Source organism: Paenibacillus sp. HGH0039, from assembly GCF_000411255.1.
In the GTDB taxonomy this organism is placed as follows: domain Bacteria; phylum Bacillota; class Bacilli; order Paenibacillales; family NBRC-103111; genus Paenibacillus_F.
In genome coordinates this window covers 593251-614469 of the sequence record NZ_KE150412.1, presented here as the reverse complement: position 1 = coordinate 614469, position 21219 = coordinate 593251, and the positions used below count along the sequence as shown (strand labels likewise).

Below are 21219 nucleotides of genomic sequence, written 5' to 3'. Positions count from 1 at the left end.
ATGAAGGATGAAACAGATAAAAAAATGGACAACCGCACTGACAGCCGGAGGCGTTCTGCTTCTGTCCCTGAACTCAACCACGCAGGCTCACTGGCTGTTTAAAGATATCGATCATGTGGCCTGGGCTCAAGACAGCATCATCAACGCGTACCAGATGAATGTCATCGACGGCATCGCCGATCATGAATTCGCCCCGCAGAGCCAGGTTACCTGGGCACAGTTCATTAAAATGGTCGTAACGACCGACAACCCGGCCTTTACGGCAGGCGGCGCAGGAAGCGGCAGCTGGTGGCAGCCGTACTTTACGGAAGCCCGGCAGACGAAAGGCTTTATTGACGGCAGCGTGAAGAAGGAGAACATGAATAAGCCGATCTCCAGGCTTGAGCTCGCCCGCATCGTCAGCCGCGTGATCGACCCGGCGCTGCGCTCAAAGCCGGTGGATGATAAAACGGCCGCGGACGTCAGCCGGAAGAACGGCATTCTTCAAGGCAGAACCGATACCGACCTGGCGCTGGACCAGAATTTAACCCGTGCCGAGGCAGCCGTCATTATCGACCGTCTCTTCCAGAAGAACGGCAAATACGGCAAACGCCACGATACGCTGCAGGTTAAAGCGGAGAACGGCAAGTTCATCCTGAACGGATTGGCGGTAGGCCCGACGACGGATGAAGTTCACGCGCTGCTCGGTAAGCCGTTCGCAACCGGCAAGGACGAAGCGGACGGCAATCCGGAGGAAATTTATAAAAATTTCGTCGTCACTTACTATGAGGGGAAAGTGAGCCGGATCACGTTTAAAGCCGCGGACAATGACCTTCTGAAAGCTAAAAAAGATTTGAACGGAGCGGCCGTCTTCCAGAATGCGGACACGAGCTTCTATTATTTCCCGGCGTCCGGCGAGCTTCTGACGGCAGCGGACAGCAGCGTTTATGTGCGCAAGGACAGCAACAATTTTCCTTCTTACGTTAAGGGAGGCGAGCTTAAAGCGATGAACGAAGCGGCCAAAGCTTATCAGCGGCAGATCAAATAAGTAAATGCAAGAAGCCGAGCCGCGTTCTCCGCGGCTTTTTTGTCTTTAGAGGGATTTATGGCAAAAATCCCCTATGGGATAAAGATCCACGGGGGATAATAAATCTATCGTTATGACTTATGTAGACATTTAAACGTGATTTTTACTAAATAGTCCTTAACTACTCCCAGTTTCTTAAAAATGCTTTGGCTGTTCCGCCTGTTTCATTCCACAAACGCACTTTATAGCTGCAACCGCTAGACAGTTTAATTGCTTTTGTAATACTTCCGACCCCTTTTATTTCTAAATCGATAGGAGCGCCGCCGCAGCTGGATAGAACGGCCGCTTTAGCGAAATTTTGGCCTCCGCTTTGAGTGGTGAAAAAAGTGAATTTGCCCTCTTTATCTTGACCGGATATGGATCCGGCCGTGTTGTCTTCCCCCGGCTCAGAAATAACTTGTAAACTTTCATTTGCGGCATAAGCAGAGGTTGCGAGAGACATGGCTAAAACTCCGGTCAAAAGAATGGCAGAAAATTTCTTTATCATAATAACACCTCCAAAGTTGGTAAATATAGTCTATCATACTTATCGAAGAATTGGTAGAATATATCTTTTTATTGATATAAAAAGAAAATTATTTTCTATTATTGATTTCATTCGGATTCGCAACTCCCCGAACACGGGTTTATAATCGTATAGGGGTTGCTTAATGCAGGCCTATCCTCTGCCTTCCATGTACAATCTACATCGTTTCTACATATTGTGCTGATAAAGTAAAATAGGGCCCGACCCGGCCCTAATCCGGCAATGCCAAGTAAAGGGGGAACCTGCCCTGAAAACGATTCTGGTCGTGGATGACGAAGACAAAATCAGGGAAGTCATCGTGTCTTATCTGCAAAAAGAAGGCTTTCGTACCGCTGAAGCGGGCAGCGGTCAAGAAGCGCTGCAAACGGTCCGGCAAGGAGGCGTCGACCTGCTCGTTTTGGATCTGATGCTGCCCGATATGGACGGGGAACAGGTATGCAGGGAAATCCGGCGGTCCGATGCGGTACCGGTTCTCATGCTCACGGCCAAAGTTTCCAAGACGAATCAGATTCACGGTCTGTCGCTCGGAGCCGACGATTACTTGACGAAGCCGTTCGATCCGAGAGAGCTTGTGGCACGCGTGAGAGCTATTCTGCGGCGTTCGGACGACAGCCAGCTGCTGGCGGACCGGGTTTCTTTTCGGAACGGGCATCTGGAGATCGACTCGTTGAGGCAGGTTGTTTTTTGCCAAGGGGAACCGGTCAGTCTGACGCCTATCGAATACAAACTTCTGATAGCGCTTGCGCGATATCCCAAAAGAAGCTTTACGAGGGACGAGCTCGTCGATAAAATTATGGGTTTCGCCTACGACGGGGACGTGAGGACCATCGATCAGCATGTGAAGAACATCCGTCAGAAAATCGAAAAGGATCCGAAAAATCCCGTCTATATCCAGACGGTTTACGGAGCGGGATACCGTTTCTCCGGTGAGCTCAAGTGAAGAAGAAGCTGCATGTCCGGCTTGCTGTCATGATCGTCGCGATGGCTACGGGAATTCTGATCATCTCGACGGCGACCATTCTGATCAGCACGCATTATCATATCACGATGTACATGAACCAGGCCGACGGCGGGATGCACGATATGCCCCGGCTCAATACGCATCTGGAACAGGCCATCATGCAGTCGGTGCTCTGGACGTTCCTGGGTTCGATCGTGCTGGCCGCCTGCATGGGGTTCTGCGTAGCGAAACGGGTGTCGGCTCCCCTCGTGGAAATGAAGGCCGTGGCCGAGAAAATGACCGGAGGCCAGCTGGACAGCCGGACCGCCGTGGGCGGAGACGACGAGCTGGCGGAGCTCGGGCAGTCGATCAACGAGCTGGCGGAGCAGCTGCAAAGGCTGGAGAAGATCCGCGTTACGATGACCGAGGATATCGCCCATGAGCTCCGCACGCCTCTGGCGACTTTGAAAAGCCACATGAGAGCGCTGGAGGACGGCATCTGGGAGCCGACACCGGAGCGCATCCATTCGTGCTATGAAGAGATTGTCCGTCTGGCCGATCTCATTAACGAGCTGGAAGAGCTCAACGAACTGGACTCGCCGGTATTCCGGCTCACCCGGTCGAAGGTGCCGCTGAACAACGTGATGGAGAAGGTCAAGGCATTTATGTCCGCCGCTTTCTTGGAAAAACGGATCCGCTTCACCGTCGACGCCCCCCGGAGCGTGTACCTCGATGCAGACCCCGACCGTCTCACGCAAATTCTGGTCAATTTGCTCAGCAACGCCTTGACCTATACGCCTCCTGACGGGGAAGTGGCGCTCAAAGGCAGGCGTGCGGGAGACAAGGTGCTCATTACCGTCAAAGATACCGGCCCGGGTATACGGGAAAGCGATCTGCCGTATATTTTCGAGCGCTTTTACCGCGGAGACAAGTCGCGCAACCGCAGGTCCGGAGGCAGCGGGCTCGGACTTGCCATCGTCAGCAAGCTGGTGCAGGCGCACGGCGGCCGGATTTCGGCGGCCAATGAAGGGGGAGCGGTTTTCCGGGTCACCCTTTCCGCAGCGCAGCCGCCCCTTGCGGCAATAAAGACGCGGATTTTGCAGGAGCCGGATGCCGGAGACGAGTAACGGTTTAAAAAATAAACGTTTGAGGGAGCTTCACCTACACAGGTTCTTCATAATTGATGGGTACACTGATCCATAGAACCAATTGAGAATTTTTGTGAAGGAGGCATCCGTCAAATGAAAAAATGGATAGGAGTCGGGATGATAACCTTGACCGCATCGCTGGCTCTTACGGGCTGCTTAAACGATCCGTCCAAAAATACAGCCGGCGGAGCGGCGACTCAGCCTGTAACGGCGGCGGGCAGAGGGGAAGCCGATTCGAAGGCGCCCTGGATCGCGTCCAAGAACACGACGCGCATCAATTCGAGCGATCCTTACGAGGCGGCGGTGCTCACCTCGCGTACGCTGTGGATGGCCACAAGCGACGACAACCGCCCGGGAGGCGTCGTGCTCGTCAATCCCGAGGAGTGGCAGACCGCCCTCGCGAGTGCCGATCTGATTCATCACCCGAATAACGGGCCGGTTCTTTTCGTTAACAAGGACGGTATTCCGGATGTAACCGTGCGGGAACTGGAACGTCTGAAACCGGCCGGAGTCGAGTCCAACCAGGGCGTGCAGGCCATTCTCGTCGGGAATTTGGACCCTAAAGTGGAAAAACAGGCCAAGGAATTGGGCCTGAAAACGGACAAGATCCCGGCGGATAATCCCGCCGCGGCGGCAAAAGCGATTGATGCTTATTACGGGAAGGTAGCGAAGGAGAATCCGCCTTCCGTTATCGTTGGTTCCAGCGAGAACAAGGAATACACGATGCCGGCCGTCAACTGGATCTCCCATATGCCCGAGCCTCTGCTCTACGTGAGCAAGGATAAGGTTCCCCAAGAGACGATTGACGCTTTAAAAACGCGGGACGGCAAGGCGAACATCTACCTGCTCGGCCCGGACTCCGTCATTTCCGCAGCCGTCGAGAAACAGCTCGGCGAATACGGCAAAGTCGTGCGGATAGCGGGAAAAGACCCCGTCGAGAACAGCATCGCGTTCGCCAAGTACAAGGACCCGGCAACGGGATTCGGCTGGGGAATCACGACGCCGGGCCACAACTTCTCGCTGATCAGCAAGGAGAATCCGGATCTGGCCCTCGCTGCCGCTCCGTTCTCGCATCTCGGCAAGCACGCACCCCTCATCTGGACGGAGAAGGACAAGCTGCCGGATTCCGTCATGGCGTACCTGATGTCCGTGCAGCCGAAGTACGACAAGTCTCCCGTGGAAGGCCCGTTCAACCACGCGTGGCTTACGGGAGACGAGCGTTCGATTTCGGCTGCGGGTCAGGGCGAGATCGACTCGATGCTCGAAATCGTCTCCAAGACAGGCGGAGGACACGGGGGTCACGGGGGCATGTCCGGTATGCCGGCCGCCGGTGACCAATCCGGGACAGCCGGCGGCGATGCCGGTAAAAATTCCGGCACCGGCGGCGCAGCCGGAACAGGCTCGGGTTCCGGTTCCGGGAAGACCGACATGTCGGGCAAGTCTCATGCAGGCCATTAACGGAAGTTGTCCTTCCGCATCCAACGAGAAAGAGAACGCCGTCGGCGTTCTCTTTGTTTTAACGGCGAAATGACAAGGCGCGACCTGACGGGTAAACGTCGCGGCTGTACTATTCCACAACCCCTGTGCGAAGCAGTTCCATGTTCAAATGGACATCGACGGACATGGCGGACATTTTGTCGTACCAATCGCTTTTCGTCAGCGTGCCTCCGCGAAGCGACTGGCGGTAAATCTCCCCGAAGCCGACGGGATCTGTTCTTAAATCGGTCATTTTGGCGAGCACGCTTTCCATTTTCTTTGTGAATTCGTCGGTAACGAGCTTCTCGATCGTGCGCGTCACTTCGGATTCGGTTAAATTGATTCCGGCGGAAATCTCCTCCAGAACAAATTTCAGCTTCATGTTCAGCTCGTAAGCGGGTTTTTCCGGGTCCGTCAGGCGGATTCCCTGCTTGGTATCGACGATCCGGACTACCGTATGAATGTGCTCCCGCCGGTCCGTGTTATTTTCGCTCAAATAAGGGTCCAGCTTCTTCTTGTCGAGCTTAAGTTCGAAGGTGCCGGTCTTGAACCGGTTGCGGATCAGCTTCAGATAAGCCGCGTCGATGTTGGACAGCATTCCGACAACTTTATCGGATCGGAACAGGGCCGCCTTTTCGGATGAGATTGTTTCTCCCTTGCGGACAAAAACGGGAAGAACGGGATCTTTGCCGGCGGAATAATAATCCCGCAGAAATTCATGAAGCGTAGGTGAAATAATCTGTCCTTCCAGCACATTCTGCTTGATCGTGTCGTACAGATACGTTCCGATATTACTGATGCTCCGGTACGGATACTGGAGAAGATCGGCGCTTTTCTCGGTGCTGATGCCCAAATATATTTTTGTGCCGATGGAAGGATCGCGGATCAGGGAATCGACGAGATCGATCAGCCCGTCGCGGGCGATCGCTTCCTCGTACAATACGACGCGCAGCTGGCCCAGCATCAGCTTTTTGGATGATTTGCGGTTCTGGTCCTCCCGCAGTTTTTTGGTCGTATAAGCCTGGTTGGCCAGAATCGTAGCCCGGTGACCGGATTCTTTGTCCAGGGTATACATGACGGATGTGCCGCTGAGGATGCCGCCTTGGCCTTTGTCGAAACCCAGCGCCACCACGAGACCGATTCTTTCAAAGACCCGCCGCTCCACACATCCCGTCGCAGCCAGAACCGTCACAAGGGCCAGCAGGCAAAGCCGTCGAATTTTCACGGGGAGTCACCTCCGTTTGGGGGCTGAACGCCCCGTCTTTTGAAGAACAAGAGCATGCTCAGCAGGAGCGGATACGCAAAAGCCATGTATATGCTTACTTGACCGGATATTTCGTTCAGCCGCCTAATTTCAAGTCTGCTGCTGAAGAACGTGCAAATCACAAACAAAATGACGACGACGAGGTAAAGGGAAGCTTTTTCCTTCAGCGGGCTCATTTTCGGAATGCCGCGGGAGGCGGACCACACATACAGCATCACGTTCGGCAAAATTCCGATGAGATAGAGCGAAACCGTAATATATTCGACTCGCTCGATAAAGGGAAATTCCACGATTTTGAGCAAAGTCAAAGTCGGCCAAATGGTGTGGATAAGCTGTCCTCCGCTGAAATAGACAAGCGCCGTAAACATGTAAACCAGATAAGTAAACATAGTAAACACAATGGCGAAATGGGCGTATCTCGGCGCTTTGTTTGTATCCCGTATAAAAGGTAAAACAAACATCAGCAGTTCAAAACCGACAACCGAGAAGGAGATCTCTTGCGTTCCTTTCAGAAAATCCCGCGGAGAATGATTCATGACGGGGAGCAGATATCCCCAATCCGCGTATTGAAGGGGATAGTAGAACAGCAGCATCTCGAGGGTTATGATCAGAACACTTACAAATCCGATTCCGGCAATCACTCTGATGCCTCCGAGCACACCGTACAAAGCAAGGGCAAGAACCATAAGGGCCAGGAACCAGGGAGGCATGTCCGGAAAAATCCACGTCTGCACAATTTCCGCATAATTCCGGATAATCGTCAAAGCGATGAGGATCAGGTAAGCCACATAGAGGAAGGACAGTGCACCGCCCAGCCATTTTCCGAAAGCTTCTTTCTGAATGCCGTAGAGATCTTGGCCCGGATATTTTTTGAGAAAGGAAAACATGGCGACGATGACAAGATGGCAGAACAGCCCGGCGATCAGGACGGTAACCCATGAATCCTGGCCCACCATTTTATAAATTTTGCGTTGAAAGCTGGCCCCTCCCACACCTACCTGCGCGGTTGTAATGATAAAGAAAAGCAGATAGGCGCGCACTGAAATACGGGGAGAATCCGGATAGCCGTTCATGTCAGTCACCTAGTTTTCTTCTTGGAATTGTTCGAACAAATCTATTTTTTGCCCGTTGTCCGGGGTTTCGGAGGTATTCCCTTTCTCTTTCCGGGCTTGGAAAGAGAAGGTTTTGACAAGGTTGTCCATGAATTTGCCGTAAGGCCGTCTGATAAACAATTCGGTAAATTCGGAGCTGTCAAACGGATAAAACGGCTTCAGGTACGGCGTGCCGAGCGAAGTGAGCCTCAAGAGATGGATAAGCAGAAAAGATACGCCGATGACAATGCCGACCCCGCCCCAGAATCCGGCGATCATGATCATGGGGAAACGGAGAATCCGTATGGCCGTTCCCATCATAAATCCCGGGGAAGTGAAGGAGGCCAGCGCGCCGAGCGCGACAATCATGATGAGCAGGTTGCTGGTGAACCCGGCCTGAACGGCGGCTTGCCCGATGACGATACCGCCTACGATGCCCATCGTCTGACCGACTTTGGTCGGCAGTCTCGCGCCCGCTTCACGCAGAAGCTCGATGATGAATTCAAGCAGCAGGGCCTCGAATAAAGGCGGGAAAGGAACCTTCGCCCTGGAGCTTGAAAGAGGGTCGAGCAGGGCTGACGGGATCATTTCGTAATGAAAGGTGAGCGCGGCCACATAAAGGGGAGTCAGCAGCATGGAGAAGAAGACGGCCAGCATCCTCAATATGAACACGAAAGCGGACATTTGCCAGTGTACGTAACGGTCTTCTTCGGCTTTGAAAAAGTCGATGAACGTGGAAGGAGCGATCATGACACGGGAGCTGCCTCCGACGAGTACGATCACTTTGCCTTCGAGCAGCGAACCGACGGTCCGGTCGGGCCTTTCCGTCAGGAAATACATGGGAAAAATGCTGTCGGGATTGTCTTCGAGCAGCTTGGAGAGCATACCGCAGTCCAGAATGCCGTCCGTCTTGAGATTGGACAGGCGTTTGCGGACCATTGCGACATACGCGTTATTGTTGAGTCCCTCCATGTAGCACATGATCGTTTTGGTTTTTGTCTGATCTCCGGTAATAAACGATTCGGTTTTGAGCAGCGGATCGTTCAGGATGCTGCGGATCAGAGCCATGTTCTGATCGAGCGATTCCGCGAAACTGACCTGCGGCCCGAAAATCTGGCTTTCGTTCTCGGCAGCAGTCAGATTCCTTCCGGGAATCTGATCGGCCTGAAGAATAACCCCGCTTTCATAAAACGACGGATGAACGTAAATCCAGCCTGCGAGCAGCAGGGTAGGGATTTCGCCCCATTCGTCGATTTTTTTGCCCCCGCCCACGGGCAGGTACGAAAGAAGCTCATCCGGACCGAGACCCCCGCCGAGCTCCAGCAGCGGATGGAGAATGTCGCGGTGCAGAATATCTTTGTTAATCAGCTGGTCGAGATAAAATAGCTCGTAAGACTCTCCGGGTATCCCGATGATTTTGCTTTGGATCTGATTAGTACCCTGGGAACAGTACGCTTTGAAATCATCATAACTGCGGATGGTAAAATCAGGCATTAGGCCGACACGTCCTCCCTTGCGGGCTTGGTCCGCTTAGTATGACCGGAATCGGCTCTCTTTACTTACATTTACCGGGAAGAAAGGAAAATAGGCAGGCGGAAATCGTTGTTGCGGGAAGATAAGCCCTCCGGCATGTGATATAGTGGTTAAAAGCGGAAGGCTAGACTTCGACGACGGAGGGGAAATTCATGGAGCCGAAACCGGCAAAAAGCTGCTGCGGGGGCAGCCGAGGGCAGTTCACGGAACTTTCAGGCCTGCCGGATGGGACGCGGACCGCGGTCATGACAGGCATGGAAAAGGCGGATACCGATCCGGCCGAGGGGATGATTCTGCTCCCGGGCGGTTCTTTTGATATGGGAACGGAGGATGGGGAAGGGTTCCCCGCGGACGGCGAGGGACCCGTGCATGAAGTTCATCTGAAGCCCTTCTATGTGGATCCGCATGCGGTCAGCAATGCGCAGTTCCGGGAGTTCGCGCGTCAGACGGGGTATGTGACGGAAGCCGAACGTTTCGGCTGGTCATTCGTCTTTCATTCCTTCGTTTCGCCCGAAACGGCAAGGAACGTCACGCAGGTGCCGTCGCAGACTCCGTGGTGGTACGTGGTCCGGGGAGCAAGCTGGGATCATCCCGAGGGACCGGATTCCGACTTGCGGGACCGCATGGACCATCCCGTCCTACACGTCTCCTGGAACGATGCGGCGGCCTACTGCAAGTGGGCCGGTAAGCGTCTATTGACGGAGGCGGAGTGGGAATACGCGGCCCGCGGCGGCTTGGTGCGGAAGCGTTATCCCTGGGGGGATGAGCTCAAGCCGGGAGGCGGGCACCGCTGCAACATCTGGCAGGGCAAATTCCCGCTCAAAGACAACGGCAGCGACGGTTACCGGGGAACGGCTCCCGTCCATGCCTATCCGCCCAACGGCTACGGGCTTTACAACGTATCGGGCAACGTGTGGGAGTGGTGTTCGGACTGGTTCAGTCCGGCTTATTACGCATGCAGCCCGGCCGACAATCCGCAAGGGCCGGCTTCCGGGGATGCCCGCGTTATGCGCGGAGGCTCCTACCTCTGCCACAAATCCTATTGCAACCGATACCGGACTGCCGCAAGGAGTAAAAACACTCCGGACAGCTCTGCCGGAAATATCGGGTTCCGGTGTGCGGCCGATGCTTGACGCCGGGTTTCATTGTGCCCGTAAGCAGGCCCGGAAAGGCTGGAATACAGCCTGCGAACCTGCTATAATGTGGGAACCGAGGTGATGAGTGATGGGGAAAAAGAACAGACCCGCCCCTGCGCCGCGTGCCGCCGATACGGATAAGCCCGCAACGCTTAAGGACCTGCTTAACCCGCAGGTTATCGAGAAGTTGAAGGCTCAATCCGATCAGATGAAGGCGGACGAAGCGAAGCGCCGCGAGGAAGAGCAGCGGAAAGCGGCGGAGGCCCGCAAGGCCGAGCAGAAACGGCTGGACAACAATTTCGAACATTTGCTTGCCAACAGCGAGATGGATTGGCGCAAATACAAATAAGCAACCCCAGGCAGTCTGCTCCGGCAGGCTGCTTTGTTTTTGCCGGGCCGTATGCTCTGCTTCAAGGGGGCAGGACCGCTGTTGCTCCTCAAGAGGATTCATTATATAATTATGTAAGCATATACACATTCGTAAAGGAGCTTAAAGGGTGGAACAACTGCAAAGCTTGGCCGATACGTTTAAGCTCATGGGAGACAAAACCCGGCTGACGATTCTTGCCCTTCTGCGGGAACGGGAGCTCTGCGTCTGCGATCTGGTGGACGTGACGGGAATGTCCCAGCCGAGTATTTCGCAGCATTTGCGGAAGATGAAGGATGCGGGACTGGTGAGCGAGACGAGAAAGGGACAGTGGATCTACTATTCGCTGGCGGCTGATCAGAAGGACCGGACGCTGGAACTGCTCCGTCAAGTCCCTTCGCTGAGTCACAAAATCGCTGAAATAGAAGAGAAAACGGACGGAAACGGGCGCTGCGGCTGAGCCCTTCAAAAGTCTTGCCTTCGCAAGTAACGGCGGGGGTAACGATTCGTCACGCTTCGTCCCGCAATGGCACGGCCCGGAATAAATTCCGGGCTTTTTTTACTGTTGACACTGACATCCATGTGAGGGTTTATAATAGCCTCAGGAACGAATAAAGGCAGAAAGGAGTTTGCCGGAATGAAAATCGGAGAACTTTCCGCCCGTACCGGAGTCAGTATCCGTTCCCTCCGCTACTATGAGGAACAGGGGCTGCTTTCGCCGGTCCGCGGGGACAACGGATACCGGGAATATGCTTCATTTGCCGTAGAACAGGTGCGGACGATCCAACTGTACCTCGGGCTCGGCCTCAATACCGAGCAAATTTCGGGATTTCTTCACTGCGTGCTGATGAACAATGAAGCCTTCTGTTCCGAAGTGCTTCCGGTTTACAAGCAAAAGCTTTCGGAAATCGAAGAGCAGATCGGGGTACTGCAGAGCATCAAATCGAATCTGGAAGAAAGAATCGATTATATTTTAAACGATAAAACCAAGGAGGAGAAAGTTCAATGAGCCTGACAACCGTCAACGATGCAACGTACCTGGACCATATTTCCGATGGAGGCGTGACCGTTATCGATTTTACCGCAGTGTGGTGCCCGCCTTGCAAAACGCTTCTTCCTATTCTGGAAGAACTGAGTAACGAGTATGCCGGCAAAGTGAATATGCTGAAAGTCGATTGCGACGATTCACCGGAAGCGGCTTCGGCTTTCGGCGTCATGTCGATGCCTACCGTGCTTGTCCTGCATCGGGGCGAGCCGGTGGAGAAGCTTGTCGGCCTGCGGCCCAAATCCGTATACCAATCGGTTTTATCCCGTTATATCGGCTGACGGCTCCCTGCTTCGGCGGTCCGGAGAATGAAAACGAAAGATTTCGTTCAACTTATACAGAATCGGGGTAAAAGAAGAGAGAGCCTCATTACGAGAAGGAGGGTTACCCATGGCTAACGAGCTCCAGCCCGTCACGGACTGGTTAAATGCCAACACGAACAAGGCAATCCGGATCGCCAAAGAAGAACAGGAAGATATCGACCGGGTCGATCTTCAATTGAGTCAGTTTGAATACCGGGAGTATCAGCCCGATGCTCCGGACGACTATACGAACGGCAGCGCTTTACTTCTTTACGGGGAAGGAACGGTCCTTAATAACGGCAGCGAAGAAGCTCTTCCTCAAGGAACCTTTGTTATCCCGCTCGAAGGCCTCTCCGTGGCGGATTTAAGAGAAGACAGCGTCGTTCTGAGAACGGAACGCGCCGTTTATTCGCTGACTCTCCAGTAAGCAGCCGCATGCCAAGCGAATGCGGACGATCGGCAGCCCCCTTTAGGGGGCTGTTTTTTTTGCCCGTGGCCTTATGGACCGAATAAAGATGTATAAATGGGCGCTGCGCTGCGTCTATTAAAAGAAGAACGTTTTTTAAGCATTTGAAGAGGGCAGGGAATATTTCCAATCAATTTGTAAGCGATTTCTTTTAAATCTGGAATGATATTCCGTATTTTAAAGAATGTTGAGGTAAAATTATCCGATTATACTCCGGGGAGGGTTTTTGTTGAAAAGATCTATAAGATGGCTTCCATTGGTTGTCGCCGTACTGCTGCTGTTCACGGCAGCCTGCTCGAAATCCGGAACGGATCCGGGTACGTCCGCATCGCCGGGCGCTTCCGCAGAACAGTCAAGTAAGGGAGATAAGAAGGAAATTACGTTCTGGACGATTGCGTTAAGCCCGACATTCGACGATTACTTGAATGGTGTCATCCAAGATTTTGAAAGTAAAAACCCCGGCGTTACGGTGAAATGGCAGGACATTCCTTTTGAGGCCATAGAACAGAAAACGCTTACATCCGCAGCGTCCGGCTCCTTGGCCGACGTGCTGAACCTGAACACGGATTATTTGAAAAAGCTGGCCGCTCTCGGTGCGGTTGCCAATATGGATGAACTCGCTGCGGACGTGAAAAAGGACTACTTCGAAGGCGTATGGTCGGCCGGCGAGTTTCAGGGAGTCTCGTACGCTCTGCCCTGGTATTTGTCGAACAGCGTCCAGCTTTATAACAAGGAACTTCTTAAAAAAGCGGGCTTTGACGCTCCGCCGAAGACGGAAGAAGAATCGTGGGAAATGTCCAAGGCGATCAAAGAAAAAACGGGCGCCTACGGGAACACCTTGAAAGACATCCACTTATATCTGCCTCAGAACGGGATCAAGCTCGTCAGCGACGATTACAAGAAAGCGGCTTTTAACAACGAAAAGTCGCTTGAAATTTTCAAGAAATTCAAGGAGCGCTATAAAGAGGGGCTTATCCCCGATGAAATTTTGCTGAACCAGGCAAAGCCCCAGGAGTGGTACGCCCAGGAAAAAATCGCGTTCTGGGGAACGGGGCCGCAGCTGTTCCGGCAGGTGAAGGATTTGTCCCCGCAGGTGTACGCCAAATCGGATTCGGCGGGCGCTCTGGTCGGGTCCAGCGGCAAGGTGAACGTGGCCATCATGAATATCGCCGTTTCCGCCAAAAGCAAACATAAAAAAGAAGCCGCCGATTTCGCCAAGTTCCTGACCAACGGCGAGAACCAGCTGAAGTTCGCCCAAATCGTCGCCATTCTGCCCTCCGTTAAGAAAGCGGCGGAAGATCCGTTCTTCACGAAGGGGAAAGATTCAGCGGATCCCGCCGAGAAAGGCTTGTATTACGCGGCCAAACAGCTGGAAATTTCAGAAAACATGTTCCCGCCGGTCGAGAATATTTCGAAAATCAACAAAGCCATCAACGACGAGTTCCAGAAAGTGCTGCTGGAGGATAAAGATCCGGCCAAAGCGCTGGCGGATGCGGAAGCGGCCGTCAACAAGCTGCTTAAATAGGTGAAATTTCACAGCCGGACATCACGATTTTTTTACGGAAGAAGACAAGATCCCGTCACCGGGTTGTACACGTGTACAGCCCGGTGGCTGACGGACTAGGAGGTCTCTTCAAGATGTACAAGACGATTCACGCCTGGGCTTTCCTGGCGCCGGCCGGGATTCTGCTGCTCCTGTTCAGTATTTTCCCTTCCGCGGCGGCTCTTTATCTCAGTTTTACGTCCTATAACGTCTTCGAACCGATGGAATGGGTGGGACTGGCCAACTACCAGACCCTGATGAGGGATTCGGAATTTTGGCGGGCGATGTTCAATACGTTCTATTATTGGATTCTCGTTACGCCCGCGCTGGTTATTCTTCCGGTATTTCTTGCCATCCTGGTTAATCAGGGCCTGACCGGCGTGAAGGTTTTCCGCCTGATTTACTATTTTCCCGCGCTTGTATCGGTTGTCGTCACGGCCTTCTTGTGGGGCTGGATGTTTCAGAGCGAAGGCATTTTCAATTACATGCTGAGCCTGTTCGGAGCGGAGCCGGTGAAGTGGCTGACGAGTAAATATTTCGTGATGCCGAGTCTCGCGATCGTCACCGTCTGGCAGGGTCTCGGCTATTACATGCTGTTTTATCTGGCCGGACTGCAGGCCGTGCCGGAAGATTTGTACGAAGCGGCGGAGCTGGACGGCGCCGGGTTCTGGAGCAAGCATGTCCGCATCACGTTTCCGATGCTGAAGCCGGTTATTTTCTTCGTCTCGGTCGTCTCCACCATGGGCGCCTTCAAAGAGTTTACGCTCATGCTGACCATGACCGAGGGAGGTCCCATCGGGGCTTCGACGACCGTTGTGTATAGGGTGTTCGACGAAGCTTTCAAGCAGCTCGATATGGGCTACGCCAGCGCCATCTCGTTTGTGCTGTTTATCGTCATTCTGCTGTTAACGCTCGTTAACAAGCGTTCGATGGAAGGAGAGTGAGGGACGCGATGCGGTTAAAACCGGCAGCTGTGACGTACGCCCCGGGCCGGCGGACAAGGCGGAAGAGACGCTCGGGAGTCCGGCGCCTTATTTCTTACGTGTGCCTGACTCTGATTGCGGTCGTCATGATTCTTCCTTTTCTGTGGACGCTGTCCACTTCTTTAAAAGGGCAGAACGAGACCATCTACTCGATGCCGCCCCGCTTTATACCCGAGCTGTTTACGCTGGAAAACTACGCGACGGTGTGGAATTCTCTGCCGCTGCCCTTGTACGTATGGAACAGCACCGTACTCGCTTTCTTCGGGGTGCTGCTTCCGGTCGTATTTTGCTCCATGGCGGCATTTCCTTTGGCAAGGATGACTTTCAGAGGGAAGGGAGCCGTCTTCCTGATCATTATCGCGACGATGATGATTCCGGGCGAGGTGACCATGATTCCCGTCTATCTGATTCTGAACAAGCTGCATCTTCTCGGTTCGTATACAGGCGTCATCCTGCCAGCCGCCGTCTCCGCCTTCGGCATTTTTCTGATGAGACAAGGGTTCCTCGGCATCCCCAAAGAAATCGAAGAATCGGCCGTTATCGACGGGGCGGGCGTGATCCGGATCTTCCTGCTGATCATGATGCCGATGGTAAGGCCGATGTTGGCCACGCTTGCCATTCTCAGCTTTATCGGCTCGTGGAACAATTTTTTGTGGCCGTATCTCGTCATTGAGGACGACCGCCTTTATCCGCTCACACTTGGTCTTTACAAGCTCAAAGGCACGTTCGTCACGAATACCAGGCTGATCGCGGCAGGTTCGGTCATTGCTTTACTGCCCATTCTGGCCGTATTTATCAGCTTCCAGAGCTATTTTATAAAAGGCGTCCAATCGGGCGCGGTAAAAGGGTAAGCGCTTTAATGAACGGAATGTGGAGCCGCCGTCCAAGCCGGGCGGCTTTTTCTTTTTTTCATAAAAAGTCCGGAACCGGGCAGGATAAGAATTCCTTTATAAAACGCGCAAATTGTATTATAATTTCTATTGGATCACTGGACATGAACGCCATTGATTTTTGGGCAGACAAATTTAGGATCCTTGGACGTAGACGCCAACGGTTTAAAGGAAGGTTACTTTTGGAGAAGAAGACTGCACTGAGCCAATTATCAAGCCAGACGGGAAAGATGCTCAGGGAACGTTTTGGCAAAGGACCTGAGTCCATTTTTATCTCGTATAATGAATACGGCATTACTCTACATTTCCGAAATTTCGTGAGTGCAGTGGAAATGATTCTGCTGGATAAGCAGAAAGGCGAAGCCGTCCGCGAAACCCGCCAAATGGTCATGGATGTGCTGCTGCCGGACTTGAAGGAATTCATTACTCAGACCGTAGGTATTGCGATTGAGGAAATCTATTATGACTGGGATTTGGAAGACCACTCGGGCATCATGATCGGCCTGACGAATAAATCCCTCGATGCGGATATACAGGAGAAATACGCCGGATACGAGAAAGTTCATCAGCAGGTGAGCGATGTAACGGCACACGTACAAAAAATTCCCGACCGTATATACTCGTTCTGGACGAATCCGAGAACGCTCATTATCGTCAGGGAAGGCTTGCTCATCATGCTGGAAAAAGAGCTGATTAATACGGGGTACGAGAATGCCCTTAGGGTCGCCAAAACTTCCCTCGAAAAGAAGCTCTTACTGCATGATGTAGATATGGAACAAGCGATTGGAAGAACGGTGACCGGTTTGTATCTGGACTGGGATTTCGAGAGGGACAGAAGCGTTCTTGTCTATACATTTAAATAAAATCATACGGACTGAATGCCCAGATATCTTACATACGCTGGTCATGAGCCAAGATCGCGCGGAAGCGCGTTTCTTGGCTCTTGCTTTTTAGTGAATCAAATCGTCAAAAGGAGGAATCCGGAACTCTTGATACACGTACATGGAATTAGAAAGCAAATGCCGTATAATCAGGCAGAGGGCGGCTGTCCGTCCGGGGGAGCGGACGGAAGTTCCTCCGGACCCAGGCCCGAAAAGCCTACACCGCGGGGATATACGTACACGTCGGAACGAAAAATCAGGCTTCCGGAGAAAATAGCCGTTTCGAAGGAGCTGGATCTGACCGGCGCCTATCTGTTATTCCGCTTCTCGGATTCGCCGGGACCGGCTTACCCGGCTCTGTCTCTGCTGCCTTCGGCTCCTTCGAAGAGATATTCCGGGGATGGGGAGGACTTGTCCATCCTAATCGCGGAGGACAATCCGATGAACCGGAAGCTCCTGCAGACCATTCTGAGAAAACGCGGGTTCGAACCCGACATCGCGGAGGACGGGGCCGAGGCGGTCGAAGCTTTTGCGCGTAAAGCATACGATCTTATCTTTATGGATATCGCGATGCCCAACATGGACGGCCTTGAGGCGGCAAGAAGAATCCGCGAGGCGGCTCCCGGTGACACCAGTCCCGTAATCGTGGCCGTGACGGCTTACGCCCGCAAAGAAGACCGGGTGAAGTGCCTGGCGAGCGGGATGCAGGATTATGTCAGCAAGCCTTTCCGGATCGCGGAAATCGAGGACGTGCTGACGAAATGGATCGGTTATATCAAAGGGTACAAAAAATAAGAAAAGAAGCTGGTTTTCGGTTGGCGAAAATCAGCTTCTTTTTGTGTTTAGGTGCCCATGGGCTGCCTGGGCCGCTTCATTTACTTTATATTTGCATCATTTAAAGGAGATTGCTGGATGAAACGGGAGGTTAGCGGAAAAACTTAAAAGGTGCTTTGACAAACCGTTACGGAAATTGTTACACTGGGAGTCCGTCAAAATTCAGGGTTATCCCCGCGGAATAGAACCTTTTACCAAATTCTAACTACGAAAGAAGCGTCTGCATAATGGAAAGCAAATTTGTCAAAGAAACAAGATGTATGAAAGTAGCCCGGGTATTCCCTCCCGATGTAAACAACCACAATACGATGTTCGGCGGTAAGCTGATGTCTTATATCGACGATATTGCCTCCATCTCGGCGTCCAAACTCTGCCGGGTAACGGCTGTTACGGCATCCACGGACTCCGTCGATTTTCTATACCCGATCCGTCCTTCCGATTCGGTCTCCCTCGAGTCTTTCGTCACCTGGACAGGCAGAACGTCCATGGAGGTGTTCGTCAAAGTCATTACGGAAGACCTGGTGACCGGCGTAAGAAAAATCGCGGCGACCGCTTTTCTAACCTTTGTCGGCCTGGACGACGACAACAAGGCGGTTCCGGTTCCGAGAGTCATCCCCGAAACTGAAGAAGAGAACAAGCTTTACGAGACCGCCGAACACCGCGCGGAAATCCGTAAGGTCAGAAGAGAAGCCAGCAAAACGTTTGCAGACTTCCTCTTGACCAAATATCCATGGGAATAAGCGCAAGGCAGGCTGGAAGCTCCAGCAAAAAGACTTCGGCGTCAATTAACCGAAGTCCTTTTTTGTTTCAGCCGGACTGAAAGCGGGTAAAGAAATGGTTTATTTCCTTTCCGGGATTCGATATAATAGCGGGTAAGACTAACGAAGACTATCGAGGAAGGGATTGAAGGATCGATTGGAAAATCGGTTGATTGAAGATCGTGTCGCACGGCTTTTGCACGAATCGAACAGTCAGGTTCAAGTCACGCTGGAGTCGCATTTTCCCGGAGGACGGATGGCCGGCGGAAAGTACAATATGGGCCGTCATCTCATCACCTTATATATAGAAGAAATCAAAGCGCAGTGCATGCAGCTGTACGGATCGCACGACCTGCTGGAGGCGTATGTCGACATCGTCCTTGCCCACGAAATCGGTCATGCCGAGGACGCGGATCTGGACCGCCTGGCGTCCCTGATGGACGCGTCGGACAGCGAGCTGGAGCGCAGTCGGATTGCGCTGCGCATCGAAGAAAACGCCTGGGCTTACGCCCGCGCGCTGCTGCCGGAAACGAGCGGTCCCATGCTCGACGAGATCGTCAGGGAGTCGCTGCAGGCTTATCACGAAGCGATTGACGAACTGGAGCTTGAACTCCAGCCGATCGGAGCTTAATGAAACCCGCCTTACGCGCGTTTAAAAGAGCGTGGAGGCACGCTAAGCTTTGTTGGTTTCCTACAAATAAAAAAACCGGAAGCTTCCGGTTTTCGAACCCGCAGACCCGTTCCATCCGGAACGGAACCTGCGGTTTTTTTGTTGTGCGGATACGAAAGCGGCAGTGGAAAGCTGGCGGTCGGACAACTACCGGACGTGCGGCAGCCGGGGATCTTTAGGCCGGGCGGAGCCAAGAGAGAACGGAACGTACATGAGCAGGAAAATGGCGAAAGCCGCGGCTTCCAGAGACAGTAGGTACCACGGATACGGGCCGAGATAGTCGATCAGGGAAGCCGTTTCGGGCTTGCGTGCCAAGAACATATAGTTGCCCCCGGTCAGGAGGTTAACGGTCCCGACTCCAAGCAGCAGCACATTGAGGTAACCCATGGCCAGGAACACGGATTTGAAGGTCGGGCGGAAGCCCTCTACCCAGATCAGATAAAGAACCCCAAGAATAATAGCGATATGAGCGGCGAAAAATTCAAAAAAACGGAAATGCGGGAAATCGTACCAGAGTACCGGCGTAGCAAGCGCCATAAGCGCCCCGCCGATTCCGGTGAAATAAACCACCTGAAACAGGAGCCTGCTTTTGAAAAGCAGCATAAACACACTGAGATAAAGGGAAATGCTGCAAAGTTCAAGCGGAAGGGTGTACCGGACGTCGTAGATTCCCTCCGCCGCATACCACACGTTCAGACCCGTTTCGCACAACACCAAAATGACGGCGATGGCGATTCGTCCCCGCAGAGCCCGATTCCCCTGAGTGAACCAATTCCTCGAACCATAGAGCGCAAGAACGAGGGCCGCAAAAACCGTTAAAGCCGCCCAGTGCGCTCCCGAAAAAGCGGTAAAGCCCTCCGCTTCGTTTGCGCCGAAAAAGCGCTCCATATCTCAAGCCCCCTCAAAAAACTTGTTTTTTTCATAATATTAACATATTTTCCTGTGTACCGAAGGTTTTTTTGTTAAATCGCTCTTTCAAACTATCCGGGATTGGTTAAGTAAGGAGAGAGGAGGTGTTCATTAGATGATGAGCAAGAATGAAGAAGCCCGCAAGGCCGATTTTTCCAATGAGACTCCTGAGATAACACCCAAGACACCGCCGGAAATCAAACCGAACGATGTGCCGGAAGTGGCTCCGCGAACGGTACCCGAAACACCGCCGGCAGCTCCGCCGGAAATCAAGCCGACGGTTCCTCCGGAGATCAGCCCGCAGAGAAATCCGGAGTTTCCGGATCAAAACCGATAGATTGAGAGAGACGGGGCGGGCAGCTCCGGGCACTGAAAATTTCCGACTTGTCTTTTTCCATTTTCCAACAAAAAATTGGAAAATAATCGCCGAGGGTTTGACAAACATCTCGGCCGACAAGATCTATAATCACATTCATGCGCGTAATCGCACATATCCAAGCGGGTTCCGTCATAGGTATCTTGTAGAGTGTTTTCAAAGAGTAGGTCGTCTATGACAGGCAAACGCTAATTGACATGCACAGAAGGAGAAGATTAATTGTTTATGGAGAGAAGAGAAGAACCCGTGATTTTGTTCCAGGCTTCACTGTCTTTAGTCGTGTCCGCAGCCAATAAATCGCAGGCTGCCGAAACGGCTGCTTTCATCTTAAGCAGGGAGAGCATTGATCTTAGCCCCGTTCAGATGGTCAACGAGCAGGGAGAGAAAGCCGAATTCCGGATGGAGTCCGTTGATGCGGTCGAGTGGACGCGAGTGGAGGATATCCGCGAAGGAGGCCGTTTCAAAGTGTACGGCACGATCAGGCTGAAGCTGAGAGCAGGCAGCCCGGAAGATTACGCGTCCGTGATTCAAGCAGGCTTGACCGGTTATCACCTGCCGCGCTCGGTCATCCACGATCACACGGTATGGGTCATTCCGACAAACTGCGGTCCGGCATTCGCATGTGTGCTGGATGAGAAAGCGTCCTGGAAACCGGCCGTCCAAGAACCCGCCATGCTGGTTGCGGTTGGTTAACGATAAAGACTGTCTCCCCCCCGGGAGACAGTCTTGTTTTATGTCTTTATCTTTTTCTCATTTCGAAAAACTCGCAGCCGAGACGGTCGTGATAAGTCAGTTCGCTGACCCGGGTCTGCACCACAACCATGGAATCGTCGAAGCGGGTAATGACGGCTCCCGTATCGATAATATGATCGTTTTTGAACACGCGGACCGGCGATTGGCGGTCCATGGCTTCTTTAAAATCCTGGTCGGTCGTTAAACGGCGGTTCTGGGACATGGGCAGCTCTCCTTGATCTTTAAGCACGTTCTTGGTTATAGGTCCTTTACCCGTTCTATG

25 protein-coding genes are annotated in these 21219 nt (G+C 52.9%); 19 read left to right on the top strand and 6 right to left on the bottom strand.

The window, feature by feature from the left end:
• Positions 1-7: 7 nt before the first annotated feature.
• Positions 8-1027: an S-layer homology domain-containing protein gene (locus HMPREF1207_RS02420; RefSeq protein ID WP_009672768.1), complete on the top strand. Its 1020-nt coding sequence runs from the start codon at positions 8-10 to the stop codon at positions 1025-1027.
• A gap of 160 nt (positions 1028-1187) precedes the next feature.
• Here HMPREF1207_RS02420 and HMPREF1207_RS02415 read toward each other — a convergent pair whose 3' ends face one another.
• Complete coding sequence (locus HMPREF1207_RS02415) at positions 1188-1553, bottom strand: hypothetical protein (protein WP_009672721.1); 366 nt, start codon at positions 1551-1553, stop codon at positions 1188-1190.
• Positions 1554-1839: 286 nt separating this feature from the next.
• Here HMPREF1207_RS02415 and HMPREF1207_RS02410 point away from each other — a divergent pair, with 286 nt between their 5' ends.
• From HMPREF1207_RS02410 to HMPREF1207_RS02400, 3 genes are all read left to right on the top strand, one after another.
• Entirely contained in the window at positions 1840-2532 is a 693-nt protein-coding gene (locus HMPREF1207_RS02410; RefSeq protein WP_036739415.1) for a response regulator transcription factor, read from the top strand.
• Positions 2529-3659 carry a HAMP domain-containing sensor histidine kinase gene (locus tag HMPREF1207_RS02405; protein WP_009672914.1) on the top strand — a complete coding sequence of 377 codons (1131 nt, stop codon included), beginning with the start codon at positions 2529-2531 and terminating at the stop codon, positions 3657-3659. The genes HMPREF1207_RS02410 and HMPREF1207_RS02405 overlap by 4 nt, the downstream gene beginning before the upstream one ends.
• A 114-nt stretch (positions 3660-3773) precedes the next feature.
• Positions 3774-5138 carry a cell wall-binding repeat-containing protein gene (locus HMPREF1207_RS02400; RefSeq protein WP_009672776.1) on the top strand — a complete coding sequence of 455 codons (1365 nt, stop codon included), beginning with the start codon at positions 3774-3776 and terminating at the stop codon, positions 5136-5138.
• 109 nt (positions 5139-5247) lie between these two features.
• Here HMPREF1207_RS02400 and HMPREF1207_RS02395 read toward each other — a convergent pair whose 3' ends face one another.
• The 3 genes from HMPREF1207_RS02395 to HMPREF1207_RS02385 are packed head-to-tail and all read right to left on the bottom strand — an operon-like array spanning position 5248 to position 9005.
• Positions 5248-6381: a Ger(x)C family spore germination protein gene (locus HMPREF1207_RS02395; protein WP_009672800.1), complete on the bottom strand. Its 1134-nt coding sequence runs from the start codon at positions 6379-6381 to the stop codon at positions 5248-5250.
• Positions 6378-7493 carry a GerAB/ArcD/ProY family transporter gene (locus tag HMPREF1207_RS02390; RefSeq protein ID WP_009672821.1) on the bottom strand — a complete coding sequence of 372 codons (1116 nt, stop codon included), beginning with the start codon at positions 7491-7493 and terminating at the stop codon, positions 6378-6380. The genes HMPREF1207_RS02395 and HMPREF1207_RS02390 overlap by 4 nt, the downstream gene beginning before the upstream one ends.
• 9 nt (positions 7494-7502) lie before the next feature.
• Positions 7503-9005 (bottom strand): spore germination protein, encoded by a 1503-nt coding sequence (locus HMPREF1207_RS02385; protein WP_009672811.1) that lies wholly within the window; start codon positions 9003-9005, stop codon positions 7503-7505.
• Between the two features lie 191 nt (positions 9006-9196).
• Between HMPREF1207_RS02385 and HMPREF1207_RS02380 the strand changes: the two genes are divergently transcribed.
• From HMPREF1207_RS02380 to HMPREF1207_RS02320, 13 genes are all read left to right on the top strand, one after another.
• Positions 9197-10177: a formylglycine-generating enzyme family protein gene (locus HMPREF1207_RS02380; RefSeq protein WP_009672680.1), complete on the top strand. Its 981-nt coding sequence runs from the start codon at positions 9197-9199 to the stop codon at positions 10175-10177.
• 91 nt (positions 10178-10268) lie between these two features.
• A complete protein-coding gene (locus HMPREF1207_RS02375; RefSeq protein ID WP_009672917.1) occupies positions 10269-10529 on the top strand; it encodes a YqkE family protein in 261 nt (86 codons plus the stop codon).
• 148 nt (positions 10530-10677) lie between these two features.
• Positions 10678-11007 (top strand): ArsR/SmtB family transcription factor, encoded by a 330-nt coding sequence (locus HMPREF1207_RS02370; RefSeq protein WP_009672668.1) that lies wholly within the window; start codon positions 10678-10680, stop codon positions 11005-11007.
• Between the two features lie 177 nt (positions 11008-11184).
• Positions 11185-11556, top strand: coding sequence for a MerR family transcriptional regulator (locus tag HMPREF1207_RS02365; protein ID WP_009672672.1), 372 nt, complete (start codon positions 11185-11187; stop codon positions 11554-11556).
• The gene (locus HMPREF1207_RS02360) at positions 11553-11873 is read left to right on the top strand and encodes a thioredoxin family protein (RefSeq protein WP_009672849.1); all 321 of its coding nucleotides are present in this window, start codon (positions 11553-11555) and stop codon (positions 11871-11873) included. Before HMPREF1207_RS02365 ends, HMPREF1207_RS02360 begins: the two co-directional genes overlap by 4 nt.
• Before the next feature lie 109 nt (positions 11874-11982).
• On the top strand, positions 11983-12321 hold the full coding sequence (locus tag HMPREF1207_RS02355; RefSeq protein WP_009672859.1) for a hypothetical protein: 339 nt from the start codon (positions 11983-11985) through the stop codon (positions 12319-12321).
• A gap of 268 nt (positions 12322-12589) precedes the next feature.
• The gene (locus HMPREF1207_RS02350; RefSeq protein WP_016423424.1) at positions 12590-13885 is read left to right on the top strand and encodes an ABC transporter substrate-binding protein; all 1296 of its coding nucleotides are present in this window, start codon (positions 12590-12592) and stop codon (positions 13883-13885) included.
• Between the two features lie 113 nt (positions 13886-13998).
• Complete coding sequence (locus tag HMPREF1207_RS02345) at positions 13999-14847, top strand: carbohydrate ABC transporter permease (protein ID WP_009672867.1); 849 nt, start codon at positions 13999-14001, stop codon at positions 14845-14847.
• Between the two features lie 8 nt (positions 14848-14855).
• Complete coding sequence (locus HMPREF1207_RS02340) at positions 14856-15737, top strand: carbohydrate ABC transporter permease (RefSeq protein WP_009672851.1); 882 nt, start codon at positions 14856-14858, stop codon at positions 15735-15737.
• A gap of 221 nt (positions 15738-15958) precedes the next feature.
• Entirely contained in the window at positions 15959-16639 is a 681-nt protein-coding gene (locus HMPREF1207_RS02335) for a Na-translocating system protein MpsC family protein (RefSeq protein ID WP_009672878.1), read from the top strand.
• A gap of 126 nt (positions 16640-16765) precedes the next feature.
• Positions 16766-17452, top strand: a complete 687-nt coding sequence (locus HMPREF1207_RS02330) for a response regulator (protein WP_016423422.1) — start codon at positions 16766-16768, stop codon at positions 17450-17452.
• A 266-nt stretch (positions 17453-17718) separates the two neighbouring features.
• Positions 17719-18231: an acyl-CoA thioesterase gene (locus tag HMPREF1207_RS02325; RefSeq protein WP_009672792.1), complete on the top strand. Its 513-nt coding sequence runs from the start codon at positions 17719-17721 to the stop codon at positions 18229-18231.
• Positions 18232-18406: 175 nt separating this feature from the next.
• Positions 18407-18880, top strand: coding sequence for a hypothetical protein (locus HMPREF1207_RS02320; RefSeq protein ID WP_231391999.1), 474 nt, complete (start codon positions 18407-18409; stop codon positions 18878-18880).
• 186 nt (positions 18881-19066) lie between these two features.
• On the opposite strand, the gene HMPREF1207_RS02315 is transcribed toward HMPREF1207_RS02320, so the two are convergent.
• Complete coding sequence (locus tag HMPREF1207_RS02315) at positions 19067-19807, bottom strand: YwaF family protein (RefSeq protein WP_009672759.1); 741 nt, start codon at positions 19805-19807, stop codon at positions 19067-19069.
• 136 nt (positions 19808-19943) lie between these two features.
• Between HMPREF1207_RS02315 and HMPREF1207_RS02310 the strand changes: the two genes are divergently transcribed.
• Both HMPREF1207_RS02310 and HMPREF1207_RS02305 read left to right on the top strand, forming a co-directional pair.
• Positions 19944-20165 (top strand): hypothetical protein, encoded by a 222-nt coding sequence (locus HMPREF1207_RS02310; protein WP_009672700.1) that lies wholly within the window; start codon positions 19944-19946, stop codon positions 20163-20165.
• A 264-nt stretch (positions 20166-20429) separates the two neighbouring features.
• Positions 20430-20897 (top strand): hypothetical protein, encoded by a 468-nt coding sequence (locus HMPREF1207_RS02305; protein ID WP_231391998.1) that lies wholly within the window; start codon positions 20430-20432, stop codon positions 20895-20897.
• A 46-nt stretch (positions 20898-20943) separates the two neighbouring features.
• Here the strand turns inward: HMPREF1207_RS02305 and HMPREF1207_RS02300 are convergent, their stop codons facing one another.
• Positions 20944-21159, bottom strand: coding sequence for a hypothetical protein (locus HMPREF1207_RS02300; protein WP_009672844.1), 216 nt, complete (start codon positions 21157-21159; stop codon positions 20944-20946).
• Positions 21160-21219: the final 60 nt, after the last annotated feature.

Excerpts from the sequence above, each read along its gene's own strand:
- HMPREF1207_RS02420 (WP_009672768.1), top strand. The coding sequence starts at position 8 with ATGAAACAGATAAAAAAATGGACAACCGCACTGACAGCCGGAGGCGTT.
- HMPREF1207_RS02415 (WP_009672721.1), bottom strand. The coding sequence starts at position 1,553 with ATGATAAAGAAATTTTCTGCCATTCTTTTGACCGGAGTTTTAGCCATG.
- HMPREF1207_RS02400 (WP_009672776.1), top strand. The coding sequence starts at position 3,774 with ATGAAAAAATGGATAGGAGTCGGGATGATAACCTTGACCGCATCGCTG.
- HMPREF1207_RS02390 (WP_009672821.1), bottom strand. The coding sequence starts at position 7,493 with ATGAACGGCTATCCGGATTCTCCCCGTATTTCAGTGCGCGCCTATCTG.
- HMPREF1207_RS02385 (WP_009672811.1), bottom strand. The coding sequence starts at position 9,005 with ATGCCTGATTTTACCATCCGCAGTTATGATGATTTCAAAGCGTACTGT.
- HMPREF1207_RS02380 (WP_009672680.1), top strand. The coding sequence starts at position 9,197 with ATGGAGCCGAAACCGGCAAAAAGCTGCTGCGGGGGCAGCCGAGGGCAG.
- HMPREF1207_RS02375 (WP_009672917.1), top strand. The coding sequence starts at position 10,269 with ATGGGGAAAAAGAACAGACCCGCCCCTGCGCCGCGTGCCGCCGATACG.
- HMPREF1207_RS02365 (WP_009672672.1), top strand. The coding sequence starts at position 11,185 with ATGAAAATCGGAGAACTTTCCGCCCGTACCGGAGTCAGTATCCGTTCC.
- HMPREF1207_RS02360 (WP_009672849.1), top strand. The coding sequence starts at position 11,553 with ATGAGCCTGACAACCGTCAACGATGCAACGTACCTGGACCATATTTCC.
- HMPREF1207_RS02355 (WP_009672859.1), top strand. The coding sequence starts at position 11,983 with ATGGCTAACGAGCTCCAGCCCGTCACGGACTGGTTAAATGCCAACACG.
- HMPREF1207_RS02345 (WP_009672867.1), top strand. The coding sequence starts at position 13,999 with ATGTACAAGACGATTCACGCCTGGGCTTTCCTGGCGCCGGCCGGGATT.
- HMPREF1207_RS02340 (WP_009672851.1), top strand. The coding sequence starts at position 14,856 with ATGCGGTTAAAACCGGCAGCTGTGACGTACGCCCCGGGCCGGCGGACA.
- HMPREF1207_RS02325 (WP_009672792.1), top strand. The coding sequence starts at position 17,719 with ATGGAAAGCAAATTTGTCAAAGAAACAAGATGTATGAAAGTAGCCCGG.
- HMPREF1207_RS02315 (WP_009672759.1), bottom strand. The coding sequence starts at position 19,807 with ATGGAGCGCTTTTTCGGCGCAAACGAAGCGGAGGGCTTTACCGCTTTT.
- HMPREF1207_RS02310 (WP_009672700.1), top strand. The coding sequence starts at position 19,944 with ATGATGAGCAAGAATGAAGAAGCCCGCAAGGCCGATTTTTCCAATGAG.
- HMPREF1207_RS02305 (WP_231391998.1), top strand. The coding sequence starts at position 20,430 with ATGGAGAGAAGAGAAGAACCCGTGATTTTGTTCCAGGCTTCACTGTCT.
- HMPREF1207_RS02300 (WP_009672844.1), bottom strand. The coding sequence starts at position 21,159 with ATGTCCCAGAACCGCCGTTTAACGACCGACCAGGATTTTAAAGAAGCC.